The sequence below is a fragment of the Mediterranea massiliensis genome, assembly GCF_900128475.1.
In the GTDB taxonomy this organism is placed as follows: domain Bacteria; phylum Bacteroidota; class Bacteroidia; order Bacteroidales; family Bacteroidaceae; genus Bacteroides; species Bacteroides massiliensis_E.
The window spans coordinates 187,061-209,968 of record NZ_LT635836.1 but is presented as its reverse complement, the minus strand read 5'-3'; the positions used below and the strand labels follow the sequence as shown (position 1 = coordinate 209,968).

Sequence of the window (22,908 nt, the reverse complement as noted above, 5' to 3'; positions counted from 1 at the left end):
TTCAGTGTTATACATTGATTAGATTTCTCGCCCTTTCCACTTGGCTTCTTTTCGCCTGTCCTCTACCTTTGTTACAATGCTCTCTACATCTTCGGGCAGGTAGTATGTGCGGTTGCCGATTTTGGTGTAGGCAAGCGTACCATTATCACGCAAGGTCTGCAATGTACGCTTGCTTATCTTCAACCGCTGACAAACATCCTGATGGTCGAGCCAATTGTTTGTCTTTTTCTTCCCGCTCTTGACAACGGGTGAATTTGATACTCGCAGAATGAACTGCTCAATCTTCGTGGCAAATTCCTCGAATGCCTTTCGCTCAAAAATGATTAAATCCATACGCTTTATTATAATTTATTACACTTGTTTTCTTGTTTCGCACTGCTAAATAAGGAAGAGATTTTTATACTTCAATGGCACTAACAATAGGTGTCATTCCTTGTCATATCGTTTCATCATAGACACGATAATCAGTCATATAAATAGCCTCTATCCTCATATGCAATTCCGTTTTGTTGGTACAAAGAAATATAGGAGTTACCACACTCCAATGGCTTATCGGACTTGTTGCAGTATCTGGCGTAGTTCGTGGCACTTTAATCTGTATTTTCACTGGATATACTCATATATTCAGTAGAGTTATCACACTTACACACAGATTCCGTTTCAAGTGGCTGTCCGTTTCGGATCTTGTCCGGTACATTGTCGTTTGACAGACCGATGCCTATCAGTCTGCCAAACCTCTGCTCCGAACAGCCGAAACAGATAGTCGCTAATTCTACGATAGCAGTATAGCGGATAGACCAACTTCCGGTGTTTCGGCAGTCCGTCTATCCGCTATCGTATTTAAGCCCTTAATTTCCTCAATTAAGCATTTCGTCCTAATCCATAATTACCCGTTCAACTTGGGAAGAATTATGCAATCAGCACCGCTTATAAATCACCCCGAAAAGCAATACAATTCATAATTGCCTACATAGACCTAATTAGTTGTGGTAGAATTGTATGCACATTTTCTTTGCAGCAGATAATCGGTCATAATTGTGCACAAAGACCATATGTTGAACTAAAAAACATTCAAAAAATGAGTAAAAAACAGACTTTAAGTAAAACAGAGTTGCAGGAAATGACAGGTTTGGATTTCTCTGAGCATAACTCGCAAATAGAAGAGAGTCGAAAGAAGAGTATTGATGCAGCATTGGAGGATTTCTCTATTGAGAACATCAAGCCACTTCCTCTACCATCAGTAGCGGAGCAAGCCCAAACGGAAGCAGTGCCTTCCGTTACAGGGGTGACAGATGAAGTTCCGCCTACCAATGTAGTAGAGGAACAGCCACCTACACCACCCATCCAACGCCGAGTGAGTAGCAAACAACGCAAACTCTCGCTGGAAGAGTACCGCAGCACCTTTATGCGACCTTACAAGATTGAAGACCGCAAGCCGGTATTCATTAGTGGCAAGTTGCGTAAGATGCTCGACAAGTTCGCCTGCAAAATCGGTGAGGATAGAATGAGTATGTCAGGACTATTGGAAAACATCGTTCGCCATCACATTGAACTCTATGCCGAGGACTTCGAGCATTGGAAAGGGATGTAAGTAGAACTGCATTCCAGCTTTCTTGCAATCTCGAAAGCGAGAATCATGGAAGCATTAGGTTGTGGTCACTTATGACAATGAACAGTGGCTAATCAAGGCTGAAAAAGCAATCGAAGCCATTGAAAACCGTCAATGACGGTGGACGTAGCAAGACCTCAGTCTTGGGGTGTAGCGAGGTTATCTTTCGGGATGCCGAAAAATGTCGGCGGGGCCGCCATTGCACCCGAAAAACCTCGCTCCACCCCGAAGGTGGAGGCAATCAGCTCCCGATGGTCGCAGATTGTAAAAAGCCAAATTGAAAATCAATAACCAAGTAAAAATCGCAATGATGAATAAAAAGAAAACACAGAAACCCAAGCCCAGAGGCAGACCACAGGTAAGCACTCTGAAGCGACTTACAAAGTCTGTAACGGTGAAGTTCTCAAAGCCCGACTATGAGAAGCTACGCCATCGTAGTAAGAACGCCAATCGCACGCTTGCCGAGTACATTAGAGATGCGGCTTTTGACGCCCGAATAGCACCCAAACATTCGGCTGAGGATGCTGCCGCAATCCGCAACCTTACGGGTATGGCAAACAACCTTAATCAACTGACAAAGCTATCGCATCAGACGGGATTCTATCGCACGAAGAATATAGTGATGGAAGTTCTTGAAAAACTCAAGTCGATAATGAGCGACTATAAAGCCGAAGAAAGGAGGTGTCGATGATAGGCAAAATCAAGAAGGGTAAATCCTTTGGTGGATGCATACGCTATGTGATGGGAAAAGACAATGCAAATATCATTGCATCGGATGGCGTTTTGCTCGGAACAAACAAGGAGATGATTGACAGTTTCAACTGTCAGTGTCTCTTAAATCCGAAGATTAAGCAACCGTTAGGACACATTGCAATCAGTTTTAAGCCAGAAGATACACCACGATTAACCGATGAGTTTATGGCTAAAATCGCATTGGAGTATATGCAACTTATGGGGATTAAGAACACTCAGTTCCTCTTGGTAAGGCATCATAATACCGACAATCCGCATTGTCATTTGGTCTATAATCGCATCAACTATGATGGTAAAGTAATCTCTTCGCAGAACGATTTTAAGCGAAATGAGATTGCTACGAAGAAGCTGAAAGATAAATACGGATTGACATACGCAGAGGATAAGAGCAAGACCAATGTGAAGAAACTTCACGATCCTGAACGGGTGAAGTATGAGATTCATAATGCAGTCAAGGCTGCTTTGAAGCGCAGTCGTACTTGGTGGGACTTGGGTAACCAACTGCGAAAGCAAGGCATTGGAATGACCTTCAAGATTAACCGAAGAACGGGTAAGAATGAGGGGTTGAGTTTTACCAAAGATGGCTACACTTTCAAGGCTTCCGATGTGAGCAGACAGTTCAGTTATTCTAAACTAAACGCACAATTAAGTTGGGATATGCCGAAACAACAGACAGAAATTGAGCCTAAACAGCGACCTATAAGGCAAGAAGTTGAGCAAAATTACAGCGTTATGGATAACCTTATTGAGAACAATGGATTGGGCCTACTGATTCCATCGGATGCTCCATCAGAGGATGAACAAGTACCTTCTTGGCAGAAACAAAAGAAGGACAAGAAGAAAAAGAATCGAGGAATAAGATTCTAAGCAAACAATTTTTTCACACTTAAAACAAATTGATATGAGCAACAAAAATTTTAACCACAACGACAATGAGTCGTTTATGGAAGGCATCTACGGATGCTTGGAAAGAATAGAAACCGCAGTAATTGAATTGCAAAAGTCTCAACCGAATGAGGGTAATTCGGCTGTTCCTAATGTGGACAACACTGCATTAGTTCAAGAAATTAAGGCTCTTGTAGAAAATGCTACAGGTGCTAACTGTAAGTACACAGAACGCAAGATTCAAGAACTTACAAAGACTTTGAGTGAGAATCTCGGTGTTGTCAATGATAATGTAAGGGGTGTTTCAGGTAAGAATAAGCCCGATTTTGTAGCCATACAAAATGAGTTAGAGAACCTTAAAAAGTTGACGACATCACTTATACCGATGATTGAGGAGTCCAAAGTTCTCCATAGAGAGAATGACTATAATTTCAATTTAAACTTCAATTCCAAACTTGATTGGTTTGTGATTACACTCAATACTATTGTCATCGCATTCTTTGCTTCCGCATATTACTTTGAGTCGCAGCGGAACAAGGATGAAGAGGATGATTCTCTCAAATACCGCTACATCAAGATGAAAGGTGAAGCATCGGCTGAGCAGATAGCCACATTGGAGAACATATTTGAACTCAACCGAGATAACCAAAAGATTGAGCAGATGCGTGAAGATGTAGAGACCTACGAAGAGGCTGTCCGCAAACAAGTAGCCCTTGCCGAGCAAGCACGATTGAAAGAGCAAGCAGCAAAGGAACAGGAAAGCAAAGCGAAGTCCATTAAGAACAAGCAGGATAATAGTAAGGTTAAACAAAATAAATCAAAACCCTGATTGTGATATGGCAACAGTAAAGATTAAGTTCCGACCATCAACGGTTGATGGCGGACAAGGCTCAATTTTCTATCAAGTAATCCATAATCGTGTAGCCCGTCAGCAAAAGACGGGCTACCGTCTCTATGGCTATGAGTGGAACAGTCACTCTTCGGAGGTGGTGTTACCCAAGTTCAACGAGAACAGAAAACGCTATCTATCGGAGATTGGCGACAAAATCCGAATGGATGTAAAGCATTTCCAGAAGGTCATCACAGATTTTGAGCATAGCGGTTGTGATTATACCGCAGATGACGTGATAGCGGAATTTGCATCGGACAACCCCGAAAATTTTCTCTTTCCATTTATGGAGGGAGTCATTGCCAATCTGAAAACGTTGGGTAAAATCCGCACTTCGGAAACATATGCTGCGACCCTATGTAGTTTCAGACGCTTCCGAGAGGACAAGGATGTGCCATTGGATGATATGGATTCCGATATGATGATGGCATACGAGGCATATTTGAAGAATAACGGAGTGAGTCCAAACTCTTCATCATTCTATATGCGTAATCTTCGGGCTGTGTATAACCGAGCCGTAGAAAAGGAATTGACCTCACAGCGTTTCCCGTTCAAACACGTCTACACAGGAGTAGACAAGACCGTCAAACGAGCCGTATCTCTGAAAGTCATCAAGCGAATCAAAGAGATGGATTTTTCGATGAATCCGACCTTTGATTTCGCCAGAGATATGTTCCTCATAAGTTTCTATACTCGTGGTATGTCATTCGTGGATATGGCATACCTGCGAAAAAAGGATTTGCAGAATGGGGTACTATCCTATCGCAGACGAAAGACGGGACAGCAACTGTTCATCAAATGGGAGAAGTGTATGCAGGAGATTGTGGATAAGTACGACACTTCACAATCCAATTACCTGTTACCCATCATCAAACCATTCAACGATATTGAAGAACGCAAGCAATATATATATGCGGCCCACAACATCAACCGTTGCCTGAAAATCATCGGTAAGGAGTTGGGATTATCGGTTTCGCTCACTCTGTATGTTGCCCGTCACGCTTGGGCAAGCATCGCCAAGAGCAAGAATGTACCGTTATCGGTAATCAGTGAGGGTATGGGGCACGACTCGGAGGCTACCACACGCATCTACCTTGCATCGTTAGATACCGTAGCCATCGACAAGGCGAACAGTATGATATTGAAATCTCTATGAGGAGGTATTGTTGAGCGAATGAAAGGTCTCTTTGCAAGAGAAAACTTATCTCTTTGCAAGAGAGATTATTAGCTGTGCAAAATTACACATTTTTCGGCAAATGGCACCTAATTATACTAAAAAAATGTCACGCAAGATTCTGATTTTGTTAGGACTAAAGGCGGATTGTTGAGCAAAGCACATTATACCTATTCAAATAACCTGCTTGTAATCAATAGGAATATGCTATATAAATCACTCTTGCAAAGAGAAATTAAAGTAAAAGATAATATAAATCATTGTTAAACAGATAAATAAATGTTAGATTATGGCTAAGGATGGAGACATTATTGATGTTATGTTTGGTTGGATATTTGAACTTATAGGTTGGATATTCAATATGCTAATCAAACTTGTATTTGCACTCATAGGAGGTTTATTTAGTCTTATAGGCAGTGGCTTTAAGGCATTATTTAGTAAAAATGGTAGTACAGAATAATAAACTTATATTAACCAATTAAATTAATCATTATGGAATACAAAGTTCTTCCTTTTAATGCAAACCTTAACCAGAAGGATGCATCACAAGTAGCAGTTAATCAATTACAGTCATTAATTGATGGGGAGTTGGCTAATGGCTTTGAATTTATCAGTATGGGTAGTATTGAAACATCTGTAGCTCCAACTAGTGGATGCTTAGGTATCGGAGCGAAACCTGGTTACAATACATCAGTTGCCGTAGCTATATTTAAGAAAAAGTAAGCCTTCAATGAAATACATTCTTCTATTTATAATACAGGTTTACTGGAGGGTTATTCCACCATCCAAACGGAAGCAATGTATTTTTAGAGAAAGTTGCTCGCATTATGTATGGCGTACAACGACAGAAGATGGTTTCATTGCAGGAATAAGAGCTTTACTATTTAGGAATAAGCATTGTTGTCCTGGATTTGTCATATATAAATACCAGAATCAGTATGAATTAAAAACAGTCAATGGAATTATTCTAAAAGAGAATGATATTGCAGAACGATTATTAACACCAGACAATCCTTCATTAATTGATTTTGATAATCCTCAAATATTGCAATCAAAACATTTAAAACTAAAATTATAGTGGAATGGATTTTATATATAATAGGTGGTTTTATAATACTTTCGATATTATGGCATAGCGGAATTATACCCGAATTTATTGGGATGATTGTGATGTGCTTGATGTTTGGATGTCTAGGAGGTTTTATTTCTTGGCTTTTAGACTTCGGTTGGGATGCAGGTTTTGGTATTGGGATTATAGTTGGTTTAGTGTTCTATGGAATTTATTGTATCGCTAGGATTCTAAATCCCGAAATAAGAATAGATTTCTATGAAGATGGAACTAAAGAATATCACTCTGAACGAGGTAAAGGTATTATTGGATTACTAGTATTGATAGGTTCAATTTTATATGCTGTTCTAAAATAAGTAATTAAAAAAAATAAGTATAGGCGGAATCCGAAAAGCCTTAAACGAGTAGGAACAATTTAATATCTGTATGATATGAAAGCTATTAATTTCCAAGTTGTAGCAGCTGCTCAAGATGCTAATTCTGTATTTGGTTACAGCAATTTCTGCGAGAGTGGACCATGTGACATGTGTTGGGGTGACCTCAGCCTTTAACCAGAAAGGGATGAGGGTGGCCTGCAAGGGTCGCCCTCATTCCGTATTATCAGATAAATAAAAAGTATAATAAATGTTTTGGTCAAAATATAATATCCTGTCAAAATCCAATAAGTATGGATACTTGTTGTTCAATACAATGTCATTGGCATTCATCAGAATATTGGAGAATGACATAAATATGTGGTTGGAACTTAAAGAAAACCCAGACAGTTACAAAGATTTCAGCAATAGCAACTTCTTGCTTAAAGCACGTATAATCGTGGAGAATCAAGAAGATGATTTGAATGTTTATCTGGCTGACATACTGAAAAATAGGTATAACTCATCGGATATGGCGCTTACCATTTTGCCAACCCGAGGATGTAATTTCGGATGTATATATTGTTATGAGCAAGATCGTCCAAATATTGCTATGTCGGAACAGACTGAAGATGCAATTGTCCGTTTTGTAAAGTCCAATTCAAATCTGAAGAGATTAAGTGTTGTTTGGTATGGAGGTGAGCCATTGTTGAATTTTGATTCCATCGTAAGACTTACAAAAAAGTTCCAGCAGTTAGGTATTGAATATTCTGCAAAAATTGTCTCTAATGGCTATCTGCTTACAAAAGATAAGGCTGAGAAGATGAAAGGCCTATCAATAAGGAATATACAGATTACTTTTGATGGTTCTGAACAAATACATAATCAGCGAAGAGCTTTACTTGGCGGACAGGCAACATACAGAACTATTATGGAGAATCTCAAATATCTGTTAGAGGTAAACAAGGAGATTACCGTAGACATTAGGACAAATATAGATCGACGAAATAAAGATGATTATAATACCTTTTATCGTAGTTTCAAGTCTGAAATAAACGATAGCAGGGTTACAATGTATCCAGGATTTGTTTCGGATCTGCTTTCGTCAGAGTGTGTGTCGCCAGAACATAATATTAGTGAGGGCGGTTATAAAGCCCAGTTTGTCCTGGATATTTTTGACAAATATGGAATAGAAATAAAGTCATTCTTGCCCAAATACAGAAGACATAGCTGCGTTGCAAGCAAATATTTTGCTTTTGTCATTGGACCAGAAGGTGAGATATACAAATGCTGGCGAATGGTTGGGAATGCAAAAGAGACCATTGGGAACGTTAATGACGGAACATTTGACATGGTTAAATTCTCAAAATATCTGACTGGTGCAGACTATACTTTTGATCCTAAATGCTTGAGTTGTGAGTTTATCACACTATGCGGAGGTGGTTGTCCTCTGACCCGAATGCGCAATAAATATGAAGGTATCAGTATCAATCATTGTTGCCCAGAGAAAACGCATATGGAAGAGTTAATGGAATTGAGATACGAAATGTTCCTGAAATCGTCACAGCAGAAATGATGAAAACCTTCTATATTGAAACATATGGTTGCAGAATGAATATTTGCGATAGCGAAGTCATTATAGCAATATTGTCTAATAATGGATATCAATATACTGAAGATATCAGTTCTTCGGATATAGTTATCCTCAATTCGTGTTCGGTAAGAGAGGATGGGCACAATAAAATATATGAACGGTTGGCATATTTTGAGGCTGAAGATGACATTAAAAGAAAAACAATAGTTATTACAGGATGCTTCGCATCATTGCTTGAACAGACCCTCTTTGAAAAATATCCATATGTGAACATCATTGCCAATCCGAATTGTTATAGGGCACTGCCTACTTTATTAGATAAAGTAGGCAAGGGTGACAATCATCTGATTGCAGTTGTTGACGGCAATGATGAATTGTATGAGGATATATTGCCCATTCGGGAGATTGAAGATGCTACCACTGCTGCCATTAATGTAATGAAAGGGTGTAATCAGAATTGTTCATATTGCATAGAGCCGATAACGAGAGGGAAAGAACACTGCAGGAGTGTAAAATCCATTATTGGCGAAGCTCTCGATATTGCAGACAAGGGGTACAAGGAACTTACTTTGGTTGGACACTTGATTGATAAATATAAATGGTTGGATGCTTCTGACGGGAAGGTATATGACTTCGCTATGCTTCTTGGAATGGTGGCCGAGACATGCCCGAATTTAAGAATCAAGTTTCTCTCTTCTCATCCTTCGTATCTATCAGACGACATCGTTCAAACAATTTTGGATTATCCTAATATAATGCATGTGCTCCATCTGCCAATTCAATCTGCATCAGATGAGGTGTTGAAGCGGATGAATAGAGGATACACTGCCGACATGTTTATAAAAAGAGTAAAGCGTATCCGTTCTATGATTCCAGATATATCTATCATAACAGATATAATGGTGGGATTCTGTGGTGAGACATGGAAGGATTTTCAGAGAACGGTTGAACTTGTCAAGCTCCTGCAATTCGATGATATCAATGTATTCCGTTTTTCAATGCGTTCAAAGACTATAGCCTCAAGAATCTATGTAGATGATGTTTGTGAGGAAGAAAAGCAAAAACGATACGAGATTATCAAAGAACTTAACGATTCCATCAAATTGGATAAGATGCAGGAACTGATAGGCAAACAGCTAGATGTGATTGTGGAGGGAAAGAATAGTCTGAATCAATCATTTGGTAGGGATATGAATCATCGTACTGTCATTATTGCTGCTGATGACATAGAGATAAATCAGTGCGTTAAGGTGGTAGTAGATAGTGTTTCGCCCAAATATCTTTATGGGCATTGTTCAAATAGACAATCTTGTTGCTGATGAGAATCAATGTTATTAATATAGGCTGTTTCAAGAATCTTGTTGATTGCGAGAAACTGATGAAGCAATTATTGATGGCTGGGCACGATGTCGTGTTTGGTGAGAGTAATTCTCTTTTTGATATAGCCATAATAAATACTTGCGGGTTTATCGGGAATGCGGATAGTGATTCTCTGCAATTACTCAAACTGTATGCGAAGAGAAAGTCGGAGTGTAAAATTAAAGAACTTTGGGTAATGGGCTGCTATTCCCAAAAACGTGGCGAAAAGTTAAGGATAGATATTCCTGAAGTGGATAGAATATATGGTAATTTCGATTGGGGAAACATATTGGTTGAGTTAGGAAGTAAGTCTCTGATTACGCATGAACGAACCTTGACAACTCCTATCCATTATGCGTATCTTAAAATTTCAGAAGGATGTAATTCGCCCTGTTCATACTGTATTAAACCTAAAATAAATGGTCCGCTGACATCGTATGACATTAAGGAACTGGTGGACGAAGCAAGGTATTTGGTTAAGAATGGAGTAAAAGAGCTTCAATTTGTTGCGCAGAATCTTACGGCCTATGGTTTAGATATATATAAAGATAAGCGAATCGCAGAACTAGTGAACAGAATTGCTGATATAGATGGTGTAGAGTGGATTAGACTGCATTACGCCTATCCAGTAGGTTTCCCATTGGATCTGTTGGATACTATACGGCAACGAGAAAATGTTTGCAACTATTTGGATATGGCTATTCAACATTGCAATACCAAAATGTTGAAGTTGATGCGGAGAAATATGACAAAGGAGCAATTGACAGAATTGATTGCCACTATCAGAGATAGGGTTCCCGGTATTTATCTTCGTACGACTGTAATGACGGGACATCCAGGTGAAACACAATCAGATTTTGATGAATTGTATGAATTTGTCAAAGAACAGCGTTTTGAGCGCATGGGCGTATTTGCCTATTCGCACCAATCGGGTACATATTGTGATAAGAATTATGTGGATAATATTCCTCAAAGTGTTAAGATTGAAAGAGCGTTGTCACTTATGTCTTTGCAGAGTTCAATCTATGAGAGCCTAAATGGTTCTTTAGTTGGAACGTTCGAGAAAGTTATTATAGATGAGAAGTATGGAGAGTATTATATTGGACGAGGAGAACATAGTACTCCAATGGCTGATCCTAAGATATATGTGTCATCCAATCTCAGCTTGAATATTGGTGACTTCTACAATGTCAAGATTACTGGTGTGAGAGGAAAGGATATTAATGGAGAAATTATCAATTGATTATGGAAACGTTATCATTAACTTGCAAGGATATTTATCCTATTGAAATCACTTATGGTAAACATGTAGGGAACTGGATCATTTACCTGCCATTGGTCGGTTATGCCCAAATAGTGCCGTTAGAAGTCATTGATGAATTGCGAAATGCAATAGAGGGCAGAGAGTATAAGCATAAAGACAAGGTGGATATCATATTGCAGCACTTGAATGACCCGATAAAAAAGGTGTATTATACATCAAAGGATGAAAGAGGACTTCTTAATATGATGATACTGCCCAATAACAAATGCAACTTTCACTGTAGCTATTGTTACTCCGCGCATGGACGCTCAGGTATGGAGATATCTATCAATAAATTGTATTCGGCTCTTGATTATTTCTTGGATACCCAAAGAGCGGTCAATGAACGTTTGACCATATCTGTTTTGGGTGGTGGGGAACCATTACTGTCTTGGGGAGTACTGAAGCCAGCATTGGACTATGCGTATCGTAAGAATGCAGATAGAGGAAAAGAATTGCCAGTATCATTGGTGACTAATGGCTCCATCATCTCCGAGGAGATTATGCATTATTGCAAGTCAAACAACATCAGCCTATCTGTTTCATTTGATATACTTGAGGATATACAGAACAAACAGCGCGGGAATTATGAACTTGTGAAGAATAATATCAACAAGTTTGCTGAGTATGGTTTAGATGTGGCATTAAATACTGTAATTACGAATGAAAATGTAAACAGGATGGATGAAATGATACATCATATGGCCGATGTAATGCCGTTAGTGAAAAAGGTCTCGTTCAAATCCTTAATTTCGGACAGTTATTTCCCGACTATTGAAAGCAGAAAACTATATTATAAACAGTTCGTAGATAACTTCTTTGAAGCACAAGAAATTGCGAAAGAAAAAGGCATATACCTTATTTGTCCTTATTGGAATGCCGTAATATGCCTTGCAGACAGATATTGTCCTGGAAAGTTCGTTTTGACAGCAGAGGGGACTTTGTCTATATGTCATTGCGTCTCATCGAGTAAGGATGTTTTGTATGATAAGTTTATTTTTGGCAATGTCAGTGAAAATGGTGAAATCATAATTGATGAAGATAAATTAACAGAGATTCTGGGCTATAATCAGCATAAGTTTGATAGATGTAAGTCTTGTGCATGCAAATGGCATTGTGCGGGAGGATGTTATACAGATAATTGCACCATGGATGAAGATGCACGTTGTGCATATTGCGTTTCAATGCGATATTTTCTAGAAAGGTTTATATTAAAACATTACGATATATAAAACGGTGACACATGGATTATAACGAATATATTGCAGGCCTAATGAAGATGTTGGATGATTCCCCATCCAAGTATTTGGTAGTAAAAAACACATCTTCCATTCTTGATAATGCAGGATTTAAGAAATTGGACCTATGTAAAGAGTTCCCAGCCTTATATCCAGGAGATAAAGTGTATGTTACTAAGAACAACTCCACGTTATTTGCATTTGCCATTGGCGAGGATTTGCCTGATAATGGATTGAAAGTCATAGCAGCCCATAGTGACTTTCCATGTTTGCATTTGAAGTCATTGCCAGAAGTGTATGCAGAAGGCGGTCTCGTTAAAATAAATATTGAGCCCTATGGTGGACCGCAACTTTCCACATGGTTTGATAGACCATTATCAATAGCTGGACGCGTATTCATAAAAAGCGATGACATATACAGTCCTATAGAGAAAACTGTAAAAATCAATGAACCGATAGCTGTAATACCTTCCACACCCTTTCATAGTAAAAAAACAGGCAAAGAGGGAGGCGGAATCAGTGCGCAATATGACATGATGCCGATTGTCGGAACAATAGACAGAGACGCCTACCAGAACTTTGTCCATACTCTTGTCGCAGAGTCTTTGAGTGTATTACCTGAGGATATCTTAAGTATGGAGCTCTGTTTTTATAACACTGACAAAGCGACAATAGTAGGACAAAATAAGGATTTCTTGTTGTCTTCTAGAATAGATTGCGTTGCATATGTTTATGCAGGGCTTATGTCTATAATAAATGCAAAACTGCAAAAAAAGACCTTGTCGCTTGCTATATGGGACAATGAAGAATGTGGCAGCATTTCAAAGCAGGGCGCAGCTTCTAATATATACCATAGTGTTGTAGAGAGAATTCTCAAAGCTATGGGACATGAAATCTATAAAACATCACAATGTATGGAAAACAGTTTTTGCGTTAGTTTGGATTTTGCATCGTCCGTACACCCGAACCATCCAGAACTGAGTGATACTACTAATCGTCCCATCATGTGTAAGGGACCCGTTATTAAAACCGATACTCGTCTTCGTTATGCTACTGATGCCGAGAGTGAGGCTATAATGGTTTCTTTGTTTCAAAAAGAAAATATCCCATATCAATATCAGATGAGTAACAATGATGTAACAGGTGGAAATACACTTTCAACTATTGCTGCGATGGGGGCTCCGATTAAATGTGTCGACATAGGAGTTGCGACCTGGGCTGGACACTCAATAAAAGAAACAACATCATTGTCTGATATGTATACTCTCCATAGGGCTTTGAGTGCTTATATGCGAAGTTAAGAAATTAATTAATCATAATCAGGTTTGTCGTCAGATGAAAAAGATATTAGAAGAAAGGCTCTTTCTTGAGAAACTGATGAATTCATATAGTGTTTCTGGATTTGAGGAAGATGCTTTGGTGCTGTACGAAGAGTATGTTAAGCCATTCTCAAAAGTTTTCAGAGATAGTCTCAATAATTGTTATGCTGTTTTGAATTCATCATCAAGCAAACGGATTCTTATTGAAGCGCATATTGATGAGATTGGCTTTCAAGTAACTTATATTGATGATATGGGTTTTTTGTATGTCCGTCAAAATGGAGGAATTGATTGTGCAACATTACCTGGTTCAATAGTTGAAATTCATACGTCGGATAATAAAGTGGTTCCAGGTGTTATCGGCAAAAGACCTATCCATGTTCAGAAACCCGACGAAAGGGCAAAAGTGGTAGAGTTGGAAGAGTTATGGATTGACACGGGATTAAGCAAGGAAAATGTCTTGGAAATGATTTCGGTTGGAGATGTCGTATCGTTCCGTCCAAATTACTTTTTTATTGATGAAAACCGTATCGTATCCAAAGGATTGGATGATAAGATTGGGGTATTTGTTATTGCGGAAGCAATCAGACGGTTATCAAAAGAAAATTTACATATAGGTGTCTGTGCTGTAGCAACAGTTCAGGAAGAGGTCGGTTGTAAGGGTGCAAAAGTCTGTGTTGGCAATATTGAACCACAGATGTCCATATCTGTTGATGTCGGCTTTGCAACAGATGTTCCCAATATCAGCAAAAAGAAATATGGAGACATTGCATTGGGACGAGGTCCTGTAATAAATTGCAATACGGATTGTAATAGGGAAATGGTGAATATTGCAAGGAGTGTTGCTAAGGATGCCGGCGTAGATGTTCAACTTAATGCAAATTCCATATCTACTGGAGGTACGAATACTGCTTCACTTCAAGTTTCCAGCAAAGGAGTCAAGACCTTGTTGTTGAGTATTCCCAATAGATATATGCATACTCAAGTCGAAATGTGTGATTTAAGGGATGTTGAATCTGCAATCGAACTGATTGTTGAAACAATATTGTTCATAAATACAAACAAACTGTTATGAAAGTATATATAACATCAAATGGCTGTGCAGTACTTAAGCACGAAACAGAAAGGATTGCCAAGTTCTTTCAGGTTAACTCATGGGAGCGTATTATGTGTGTACAGGATGCAGATATTGTTGTAATGACATGTTGCGGTGTTACTCATAATGAAGAAAATCAAGCGATAGAAATAATTGGAAATATCGAAAGGAATAGAAGTCAATCGGCCAAGTTCGTCATTGGAGGCTGTCTGCCAGCATTTGCGCAGAAACGTATTTTGGAGGTCTCTCCATCTGCATTATTATTAACCTATCAGCAGTTGGATAGATTGAATGAACTGATTGGAGCTACGACACCATTAAGTGAGGTGTATTATAATATCCACCCGACATTGGATGCCGAGCTAAATGAGTGGATCCCCAATGAAGAGGAGAGAGTGTTGCTAAAAATAGATGAATTATGCGGTACAGGCAATTGTAAGGAACAATACGACCTGTGTACCCTCCGAAAATACATTTGGCAAGATAAGGATGTGTACCAGATCAAGGTATCATATGGCTGTCCCGGGAATTGTAGCTATTGCGCGACAAAATTGGCTATTGGCAATTTTAGAAGCGTCTCAAAGGAGCTTGTAATCAGACAGTTTAAAGAGGGTGTAGAAGCTGGGTATAAGAACTTTATGATGGTAGGCGATGAAGTTGGTTGCTATGGTTCAGACTTTGGTGAAAATATCATTACACTATTGAATGAGATTCACTCCTTTGCACCAAATATATCAATTGCGATACGTTATATACACCCTGATGTATTTGTAAAGCATTACAATGAATTTAAACCATATTTTGCAACTGGTTTTATAAATTACTTCTGTTGTGCGATTCAGTCTGCAAGTCCAAGTGTCCTGAAAGCGATGAACCGTAATCCGAACATTGAACCATTCATTCAGTGTATGGAAGATATGAATAAAGAGGGATACAAGGTCAACAAACACACTCAGATTTTGGTCGGATTCCCTAATGAGACCGAAGCAGATGTGTTAGATACCATTGACTGTCTTATACGGTGCAATTTTGATCATATAAATATTAATAAATTCAGTCCAAGACAGGGGACAAAGGCTTATGAGATGAAAGATAATATCCCTGAATCGATAAAGGTTAAACGCTGCTCAATATTTAGGAAACTAATGATGATGAATAAAAAGGAGAAGTTGTATAATGCAATTTATGAATCAGTAAGTAAAAGTCTCTAAAGTAAATTTTGAACATAAGATGAAACGTAAAATCTTTATTCCATACCCATTAACGCCAAATCAAGAATTTGGCGTTTTTAAATATGATTTTACTCCGTCTATAATAAAACAAATGCGGTGTGATGAATATGGGTTCTATCACTCAAAAGGTGAAGAAATAATATTGAAATCGGAAAAAGACAAACTAACTCATCTTGTTCAAGGATGGGATTTAGGGAATGGCAACATATTATCTCTACATAAAAAAATAATAGAATGTGCTGACTTTTATTGTGAATCAAACCAGACATATTATGTAGCATACACATCTCCATGTAGTTTAGGCAAAGAAGAATTGTATACCATATACCTCTACTCAATTCCTATAAGCGACAAGAACGAAGAAGTATTTCTGAATAGAGAAAATAATGTCTTCGACTGCTATGAGCCACAACAGGTATTCAATTTAGGAGTTAATGGGAATTTGTCATTTAGCCAAGTTGGAGCAGATGTTTTCTTAAAATGGCAGAGTAAATCTTACAGCAGTGCTGCAGGCACGAAATCATACTCATATAATCTTATTGATGGCAGTATATATATTGACAGTTCAAATTTACGGGAATCTACATGTCGTTGCATCAGTAAGGTAATTGCTGATAATACAGCTTCTCATATTCACTTTCATAAATTTTGCAATGATGAAGATTTATATGTCTGTGTAATAGAGCCTGTTGCAAAGGAACGGATATCGCCAGCTATTGTGGTTTGTCTTGGCGGACCGAATATCCCAATACCCAATTTCGCAGATTCCTGTTCCATTTATGAAAGATTTAGACAAGAGGGGTTCTTTGTAATAATTCCATTAAGAAGAGGTATTATTGGAATCAGTCCTGAGTGGACCAATGGGATTAATAACAATGTGGGAACAATTGATGTTGATGACATTCTTAGAGGAGTCGTGTTCGCTACAACGGAATATTCAAAGGTTATGGATATCAATAGAATTGGAATCTATGGCGCGTCATATGGCGGATTCTCAAGCCTGCTGATTGCTGGTAAACATAATGAGACTTGTAAATTCAAGGCTATTGTTTCCCATTGCGGAATGTCTGATTTAGAACGTTATCCATATGAATGTTATGGAAATCCTTCGGATGTCATGGATTACTATGCTGGGAACGAAGATTTTTTACAAAAGACAAAAGACATTTCTCCATATAATTACATTCGTAGATGGGAAGTTCCTGTATTGCTTGTACATACAATTGACGATACAAGCGTATGGTTTGGTCAGTCCGTTAGAGCATACAATGAAGGTATCAAGTATGGCAAAAAGGTTGATTTAATTTTAGCACCTGGCCCCCATTCTTATGATATTCAAAATGGCAAACATCTTATTAATCTTATTGTTGAATTCATTAGTGTCCCGTTAAAATGGGACGAGTTAAACAATTAATCAAAAAGCCCCGGAATCAGGGGATCATTTAGATCTTTGACATCATTGAAATTAGTCTTGTCGAACAGGTCACGCAAGTGGGTTTTGTCAGTCAATGATATACTGAGAATTTGCAAAACTTCATAGGTTGAACGTTTCAACTTCATATCATGTTGGACAATAGCCACAAGACAGTACGTGATAATAGCCACACTGATTTGTATGCGAACAGCGTTCTCTGTTGTGCCCCAGAATTTCTTTATCTTGAGATGCTGCTTGAGCCATTTGAAGAACAGCTCGATTAACCATCTTTTCTTATAAAGATTGGCGACATCCAGTGCAGAAAGTTGTTTTGCATTCGTCAAGAAAGTGAACTCACGGTCATCCTCTTCGTCGTAATATCGGACGAGTCTGAATGACTCAGGATATTTTTTCTCGGAGAGATATCCGGTCAGTTTCACTTCCGCATCTGTCATTATGTTCTTTGGCATTCTTCGCTTCCATTTGACTGTCTTATACTTTAAGTTCGTCTTGGCTCTGACAACAAAGAAAGAGTCTGTAAGATGTATCCTATAGAGTTCTTTAAAAGAGTCATAAGCCCTGTCGAATATATAATAAGCATTTGGTTCATAATGGATTGAAGACATTGCTGTGGAATCGTGCTTTGATGCAGTGGTTACAGTATAGAAGGCAGGAACTTGTGCTTCAATGTCGTATAAGACATGAGCTTTCACCCCTCCTTTCTTGCTTCGGAACTTTGCCCATGGGAATGTTGCAAGACACAACGGAATCGTTGTTGAATCAAACGCATATTTCTTTCCGGAAATGTCAAGGATGTTGGTCGTCCGCTTCTCGCAGGCTTCCTTCATCATATAGAATGCAAAATCTTCGAAGATTCTGTAATCACGGTTCTGGTTCGCTGTCGCAAGAGTTGTCTTGGCTATCGGTTCACGACCTAAACCAAGATGATATTGCTTGGCCCTATGCGCCTCGAAAGCAACGATTAAGTCTCGCAGGCTCTCACGGTTACTCAGTTGTCCAAACATCATCGCGAGCATCTGATTCCAGCAAGTGAAATGTTTCACATATCTGTTGCCATCATACTTGCGAACATAGTTGTTGAACTGAGTCCTGTTCAGAAAAGCGGTTAATTGAGAGAATACGTATTTGTCTTGGAACATAGCAGCCATTTGTATTAGACTGCAAAGTTGCAAAATCAAGTCCGTTTCATTTCAAAAGACCGTGTAATTGACTATATTTCAATAATTTCAAAGAACTATTTATCCACTTTTACGGGACAGTAGTGTGTTGAATTCTTTTTTAATAATTTAACTCATTAAATAGCAAGAATGAATAAACTTCTCAAACTGATATATAGTATAATAAGTAGATTCTCTGGAAATCATAACAATCAAGCATATATTAGAAATAATCAATATTACGATGAATATGGAATGCTACATATGAAACGCTATCTTGATTATTTAGATGGATGCGATGGGTATAATAGTTATGGAAGTTCATTTTTTGAGAACTCGGATTTTGGACTATCTGAATTTCCTAATTCTCAAATCTTCAAAGAATTGTCAGGTCCAAGATATGATAGCAAGATCATAGAAGAATTGTATGGACCAACAACATATATTGGAGGCCTTGAGCATTACAAAGTAGAAGAGGGTATTTCAAAAATAGGGAATTGGGCTTTTGCATATAATCTTAATTTAACAGAGATACATTTACCTTTTTCACTTAAGAAGTTAGGTAACAATGTCTTTACTATGTGCCTTAAATTAAAAACTATTTCAATTCCAGCAAATGTTGTTAAGATCGGGAAAGAGGCTTTTGACTCTAATCTCGAAATCTGTACTTATACGCAGAACACCCTCCCAAGATAAACATTTTGGGTATCTCAAATAAATGTAACATCTTCATACCACAAAAACATCTTCATCTATATCTCAATAATCCAGAATGGAGAAGATACAATAAACAGATGATTCCGATATAAATATAAAGTGGTTAGTATATGAGAATACAAAATAAAATAATTTACAAAGAGATTGTATTATCATCATCTAATAATAATGGGTATGATAATATTGAAAAGGACAGAAATGTTGGATTATTACCATTCCCAATTAAAGGTTTTCATTACAATATACCGACTAAAATATTCAATAAATCGTTTGTATTGGAACAGATACACCTATTCTATAGGTCCGATGAAAACAAAGTCACTCTCACAAAAGAGAAGAACGACTATCCGCTAATATTAACAGAGTCAAATGAAACCGTATATGATTATGGCCATGACCAGTTCTTGATAAATATAGAACTTTCAAAAATGGGGAAAGGGTATGTTAGGGTTTCATTGTACGAAGTGGGAAAGTTAATCCAATCAGGATAGATAAATTCAAGCCTTGGAGAATGTGTAATCCACGTTTGACCTTTGGATATGACTTTTCGTTGAAAGCTGGAGATTACTTTCTACTTTTCGACAATATAAAAGTTGATGAGAATGAGTTTAATAAATATACATCATTGATAGGGGTAAATAATGACATCATTTTTAAATGGAGAGGAAGCGGAAGTTTTAGCCCGTCTTATTATCTTTCAAATGGAATGTTAGTCCTTCCATTTCGGATATATTAAGTATTATCAAAGTCGGCACTATAAAATATTTTGTGTAAATGGAAATACGGGATTCAGAAAAGAGTCTCGTATTTTTTATTTTATACATTTGCAAAATGAAGAAGATTATGAAAGAAAAGAATCAAGTAGTGCCTGATGAGGTGTTAAGCAAGGAGTTCCTTAGTCAGTTCAAGACAGAATCCGATGTAAGCAAGTTCCTGAAGCAGTTGCATGCCCAGGTATTGGAAAAGATGCTTGAAGGCGAAATGGATGCTCATTTGGGTTATGAAAAGAATTCTGTGGCCGGTAATAATAGTGGTAATTCACGTAATGGCAGCTATCCAAAGAAAATCCAGACCGAACATGGAGAAGCTGTCATTTCCATACCCCGTGACCGTAATGGCCAGTTTGAACCGATAGCAGTGCCCAAACATGAGAGTCGTGGACTTTCTATAGAAAAGCTCGTTATCTCCCTATACGCCAAAGGAATGAGTGTTTCTGATATAGAGGAAGAGATGCGTGAGATTTATGAAATAGAACTCTCTACATCAGCCATTTCCATCATTACCAACAAGGTAAACCAGGCTGCTCTGGAATGGCAGAACCGCCCTTTGGATCCTGTTTATCTCATTGTCTGGATGGACGGCATTGTCTTCAAGGTACGGGATAACGGCAAAATCATAAACAAGACCGTTTACCTTTGCGTCGGACTGAAACAGAACGGTCTGAAGGAAGTCCTTGGCATGTGGGTCGGCAAATCGGAAAGTTCTTCTTTCTGGATGGGCGTCCTGACCGATTTAAAGGCCCGTGGAGTGCAGGACATACTGATTACCTGTACCGATAACCTGAATGGATTTACAGATACCATCCGCAGTGTATTCCCTCAGTCATCCACCCAAATCTGTGTGGTGCATCAAATTAGAAACTCCTGTAAATATGTCGTTTACAAGGACAAGAAAGAGTTTACGGCGGATATGAAGAATATCTATAATGCACCCAACAAAGAGGTTGCGGCCACAGAACTTGACAATCTGGAAAAGAAATGGGGAGGAAAGTATCCATACGCCATACTTTCATGGAGAAACAACTGGGATGATTTGACAGTTTTCTTCCAGTTCCCGCTGGAAATCAGAAAAATAATCTATACTACAAATCTCATTGAAAATCTGAACGGGAAAATCAGAAAGTACACAAAATCAAAGCTCTCATTCCCTTCGGACGATGCCGTAAAAAAGACCGTGTATCTTTCACTTATGGAGATTGAGAAGAAATGGACAATGCCTATTTCAAACTGGGGCTTGATTATGAACCAATTTATGCTTATTTTTGAAAACAGAATCCAGATATAAGAACAAACTTACAACTGAATCCTGTTTCCATTTACACAAAATTTTGGACAGTGTCAAACTTACAACTGAATCCTGTTTCCATTTACACAAAATTTTGGACAGTGTCTCAAAGTCTATACGATAAAGACGATTACTTTAATAGCAATCGTCTTTATATAGTTAGTTACCTTGCTTTCTTGATTTCATCAGTTACCAAATCTTGTAACTCTTGCTTTGGCAACAGATATTGATATTCAGCTACTCCTATTGGCTTGTTAACATCTTGCAGAGCCAATTCGACTTCTAAATGGTCTTTTTCGGCACAAAGGATGATACCTATAGATGGATTTTCATCGGGAGCCTTTTCCAACTTATCCAGCAGGGAAAGATAGAAATTCATCTTACCCACATATTCAGGCTTGAACTCCCCAATCTTCAGTTCAATAGCTACCATAGAACGGAGGCGGCGATGGAAAAAGAGCAAATCAACACGATACTCCTTGTCGTTACAGGTCAGTGTATGTTGATTGCCGATAAAACTGAAACCGCTACCCAATTCCATTATAAAGGTCGTGATTTTCTGAACAAGACGGCGTTCTAACTCCAATTCCTTCAATGGTTCAACTGCGTCAATGAATCCGAGATTATAACTGCTACGGAACACTTCATTGGCGTAATCAGCCTGCGGAGCAGGCAATGTAGTGTCAAAGTTGTTGGACTTCTCTACAGCTTGTATTGAAAGATGATATTCAGATTTAAGTGCGTGGCGCAACATATCACGTGACCAACCTTTAGAGACTACTTCATTGGAATAAAATACGATATGCTCAGGAGACAGATTGTGGCTCATCAGAAGCAAATTATGGCTCCACGGCAAAACTGCGACAGCCTGTCGCAGTTTTGTATCTCTTTCATTATAACGGAGATAAAACTTTTTCATATCCCATAGGTTTCTTGGAGATAAACCCATATCGGGATATTTAGACTTCAAATCAACCGACAATCTTTTGACAATGCCATCACCGTGCTTGCTGTCAATTTTCTTTCCTTCCAACAACTTGCCTATCTCCCAATAGGAAGACATAGCAACCGTATTCAGTTGCTTTGCTATCTGTAATCGAGAAGTCTCGATTACTGCGACAGCCTGTCGCAGTAATTCGTTATACTCATCTTCGCTGAATGGCCTTGAAACGGTTAAATCCTTCATAGTCATATCTCTTTATTGCTTAAACCTTATGCAAAGGTATAAAAGTTTTCTGGTTGTAATGTAACATGAGCGGACTTAAATGCCTTTTGCCTATTGAATTATGATAATATTCTGTTCATTGGGGTTTGGCATCCTAACGATATGAATAGGTTGATTCCGCTCTCTTTTCGCTGGCATAGACTCTCCAACACCTTTTGCCTTATTTTGCTTGCCTCGTATGTGTTCAATCTAAATGCAAGAGCAATGACCATTTCGAGATTATAGAATGTCGCCCAACTTGTAGGTGTAGCCAAATCGCATCGTTGGGTGCTTACAGGGCAAAGCATTCCACTCTTGTATATCGCTTTTATAGCGGCTCGAAGTGTCGGGGCTATTACCCCGAACAACTCCACCAACTCCATTTCAGACATCCAAACATTACCGCTTGGGATATTCACTCTGCCGTTTTCACTGATTGTTATAATTGCTCGTACCAT

The 22,908-nt window shown here is 38.5% G+C and carries 24 protein-coding genes; 20 read left to right on the top strand and 4 right to left on the bottom strand.

Annotation, left to right across the window (positions count from 1 at the left end; all coding sequences use genetic code 11):
* Positions 1–18 precede the first annotated feature (18 nt).
* A complete protein-coding gene (locus BQ7483_RS05540) occupies positions 19–333 on the bottom strand; it encodes a helix-turn-helix domain-containing protein (protein WP_072545171.1) in 315 nt (104 codons plus the stop codon).
* A gap of 745 nt (positions 334–1,078) precedes the next feature.
* Here BQ7483_RS05540 and BQ7483_RS05535 point away from each other — a divergent pair.
* From BQ7483_RS05535 to BQ7483_RS05460, 17 genes are all read left to right on the top strand, one after another.
* Positions 1,079–1,591 carry a DUF3408 domain-containing protein gene (locus tag BQ7483_RS05535; protein ID WP_072545170.1) on the top strand — a complete coding sequence of 171 codons (513 nt, stop codon included), beginning with the start codon at positions 1,079–1,081 and terminating at the stop codon, positions 1,589–1,591.
* 325 nt (positions 1,592–1,916) lie between these two features.
* Complete coding sequence (locus tag BQ7483_RS05530; protein WP_083535681.1) at positions 1,917–2,300, top strand: plasmid mobilization protein; 384 nt, start codon at positions 1,917–1,919, stop codon at positions 2,298–2,300.
* Positions 2,297–3,229: a relaxase/mobilization nuclease domain-containing protein gene (locus tag BQ7483_RS05525; RefSeq protein ID WP_072545169.1), complete on the top strand. Its 933-nt coding sequence runs from the start codon at positions 2,297–2,299 to the stop codon at positions 3,227–3,229. The genes BQ7483_RS05530 and BQ7483_RS05525 overlap by 4 nt, the downstream gene beginning before the upstream one ends.
* 34 nt (positions 3,230–3,263) lie before the next feature.
* Positions 3,264–4,076, top strand: a complete 813-nt coding sequence (locus tag BQ7483_RS05520) for a hypothetical protein (RefSeq protein WP_072545168.1) — start codon at positions 3,264–3,266, stop codon at positions 4,074–4,076.
* A 7-nt stretch (positions 4,077–4,083) separates the two neighbouring features.
* Positions 4,084–5,292 (top strand): site-specific integrase, encoded by a 1,209-nt coding sequence (locus BQ7483_RS05515; RefSeq protein WP_072545167.1) that lies wholly within the window; start codon positions 4,084–4,086, stop codon positions 5,290–5,292.
* A 307-nt stretch (positions 5,293–5,599) separates the two neighbouring features.
* Positions 5,600–5,770: a hypothetical protein gene (locus BQ7483_RS17710; RefSeq protein ID WP_154673568.1), complete on the top strand. Its 171-nt coding sequence runs from the start codon at positions 5,600–5,602 to the stop codon at positions 5,768–5,770.
* Positions 5,771–5,802: 32 nt separating this feature from the next.
* A complete protein-coding gene (locus BQ7483_RS05510; protein ID WP_072545166.1) occupies positions 5,803–6,033 on the top strand; it encodes a hypothetical protein in 231 nt (76 codons plus the stop codon).
* A gap of 7 nt (positions 6,034–6,040) precedes the next feature.
* Complete coding sequence (gene yidD, locus BQ7483_RS05505) at positions 6,041–6,388, top strand: membrane protein insertion efficiency factor YidD (protein ID WP_072545165.1); 348 nt, start codon at positions 6,041–6,043, stop codon at positions 6,386–6,388.
* A complete protein-coding gene (locus BQ7483_RS05500) occupies positions 6,388–6,735 on the top strand; it encodes a hypothetical protein (protein ID WP_072545164.1) in 348 nt (115 codons plus the stop codon). The genes yidD and BQ7483_RS05500 overlap by 1 nt, the downstream gene beginning before the upstream one ends.
* A gap of 376 nt (positions 6,736–7,111) precedes the next feature.
* A complete protein-coding gene (locus BQ7483_RS05495; protein ID WP_162274246.1) occupies positions 7,112–8,308 on the top strand; it encodes a radical SAM/SPASM domain-containing protein in 1,197 nt (398 codons plus the stop codon).
* On the top strand, positions 8,227–9,645 hold the full coding sequence (locus tag BQ7483_RS05490; RefSeq protein ID WP_162274245.1) for a MiaB/RimO family radical SAM methylthiotransferase: 1,419 nt from the start codon (positions 8,227–8,229) through the stop codon (positions 9,643–9,645). Before BQ7483_RS05495 ends, BQ7483_RS05490 begins: the two co-directional genes overlap by 82 nt.
* Positions 9,645–10,928 carry a 30S ribosomal protein S12 methylthiotransferase RimO gene (gene rimO / locus BQ7483_RS05485; protein WP_072545444.1) on the top strand — a complete coding sequence of 428 codons (1,284 nt, stop codon included), beginning with the start codon at positions 9,645–9,647 and terminating at the stop codon, positions 10,926–10,928. Before BQ7483_RS05490 ends, rimO begins: the two co-directional genes overlap by 1 nt.
* 2 nt (positions 10,929–10,930) lie before the next feature.
* Positions 10,931–12,220, top strand: a complete 1,290-nt coding sequence (locus BQ7483_RS05480) for a radical SAM protein (RefSeq protein WP_072545161.1) — start codon at positions 10,931–10,933, stop codon at positions 12,218–12,220.
* Between the two features lie 11 nt (positions 12,221–12,231).
* Positions 12,232–13,527 (top strand): M18 family aminopeptidase, encoded by a 1,296-nt coding sequence (locus BQ7483_RS05475; protein ID WP_072545160.1) that lies wholly within the window; start codon positions 12,232–12,234, stop codon positions 13,525–13,527.
* Between the two features lie 34 nt (positions 13,528–13,561).
* Positions 13,562–14,620: a M20/M25/M40 family metallo-hydrolase gene (locus BQ7483_RS05470; RefSeq protein WP_072545159.1), complete on the top strand. Its 1,059-nt coding sequence runs from the start codon at positions 13,562–13,564 to the stop codon at positions 14,618–14,620.
* Positions 14,617–15,852, top strand: coding sequence for a radical SAM protein (locus BQ7483_RS05465; protein ID WP_072545158.1), 1,236 nt, complete (start codon positions 14,617–14,619; stop codon positions 15,850–15,852). Before BQ7483_RS05470 ends, BQ7483_RS05465 begins: the two co-directional genes overlap by 4 nt.
* 19 nt (positions 15,853–15,871) lie before the next feature.
* Positions 15,872–17,287, top strand: a complete 1,416-nt coding sequence (locus BQ7483_RS05460) for an alpha/beta hydrolase family protein (protein ID WP_072545157.1) — start codon at positions 15,872–15,874, stop codon at positions 17,285–17,287.
* Here the strand turns inward: BQ7483_RS05460 and BQ7483_RS05455 are convergent.
* Entirely contained in the window at positions 17,284–18,447 is a 1,164-nt protein-coding gene (locus BQ7483_RS05455; protein ID WP_072545443.1) for an IS4 family transposase, read from the bottom strand. The genes BQ7483_RS05460 and BQ7483_RS05455 overlap by 4 nt on opposite strands.
* Positions 18,448–18,615: 168 nt before the next feature.
* On the opposite strand from BQ7483_RS05455, the gene BQ7483_RS05450 reads away from it, so the two are divergent.
* The 3 genes from BQ7483_RS05450 to BQ7483_RS05440 all read left to right on the top strand — a co-directional run bounded on the left by BQ7483_RS05450 (position 18,616) and on the right by BQ7483_RS05440 (position 21,246).
* On the top strand, positions 18,616–19,161 hold the full coding sequence (locus BQ7483_RS05450; RefSeq protein WP_072545156.1) for a leucine-rich repeat protein: 546 nt from the start codon (positions 18,616–18,618) through the stop codon (positions 19,159–19,161).
* Between the two features lie 131 nt (positions 19,162–19,292).
* Positions 19,293–19,673, top strand: coding sequence for a hypothetical protein (locus BQ7483_RS05445; RefSeq protein ID WP_072545155.1), 381 nt, complete (start codon positions 19,293–19,295; stop codon positions 19,671–19,673).
* A 352-nt stretch (positions 19,674–20,025) separates the two neighbouring features.
* Positions 20,026–21,246 (top strand): IS256 family transposase, encoded by a 1,221-nt coding sequence (locus BQ7483_RS05440; protein ID WP_456085460.1) that lies wholly within the window; start codon positions 20,026–20,028, stop codon positions 21,244–21,246.
* Between the two features lie 163 nt (positions 21,247–21,409).
* On the opposite strand, the gene BQ7483_RS05435 is transcribed toward BQ7483_RS05440, so the two are convergent.
* The gene (locus BQ7483_RS05435) at positions 21,410–22,432 is read right to left on the bottom strand and encodes a PDDEXK nuclease domain-containing protein (RefSeq protein WP_072545441.1); all 1,023 of its coding nucleotides are present in this window, start codon (positions 22,430–22,432) and stop codon (positions 21,410–21,412) included.
* Between the two features lie 98 nt (positions 22,433–22,530).
* The gene (locus BQ7483_RS17990) at positions 22,531–22,908 is read right to left on the bottom strand and encodes a virulence RhuM family protein (protein WP_072545154.1); all 378 of its coding nucleotides are present in this window, start codon (positions 22,906–22,908) and stop codon (positions 22,531–22,533) included.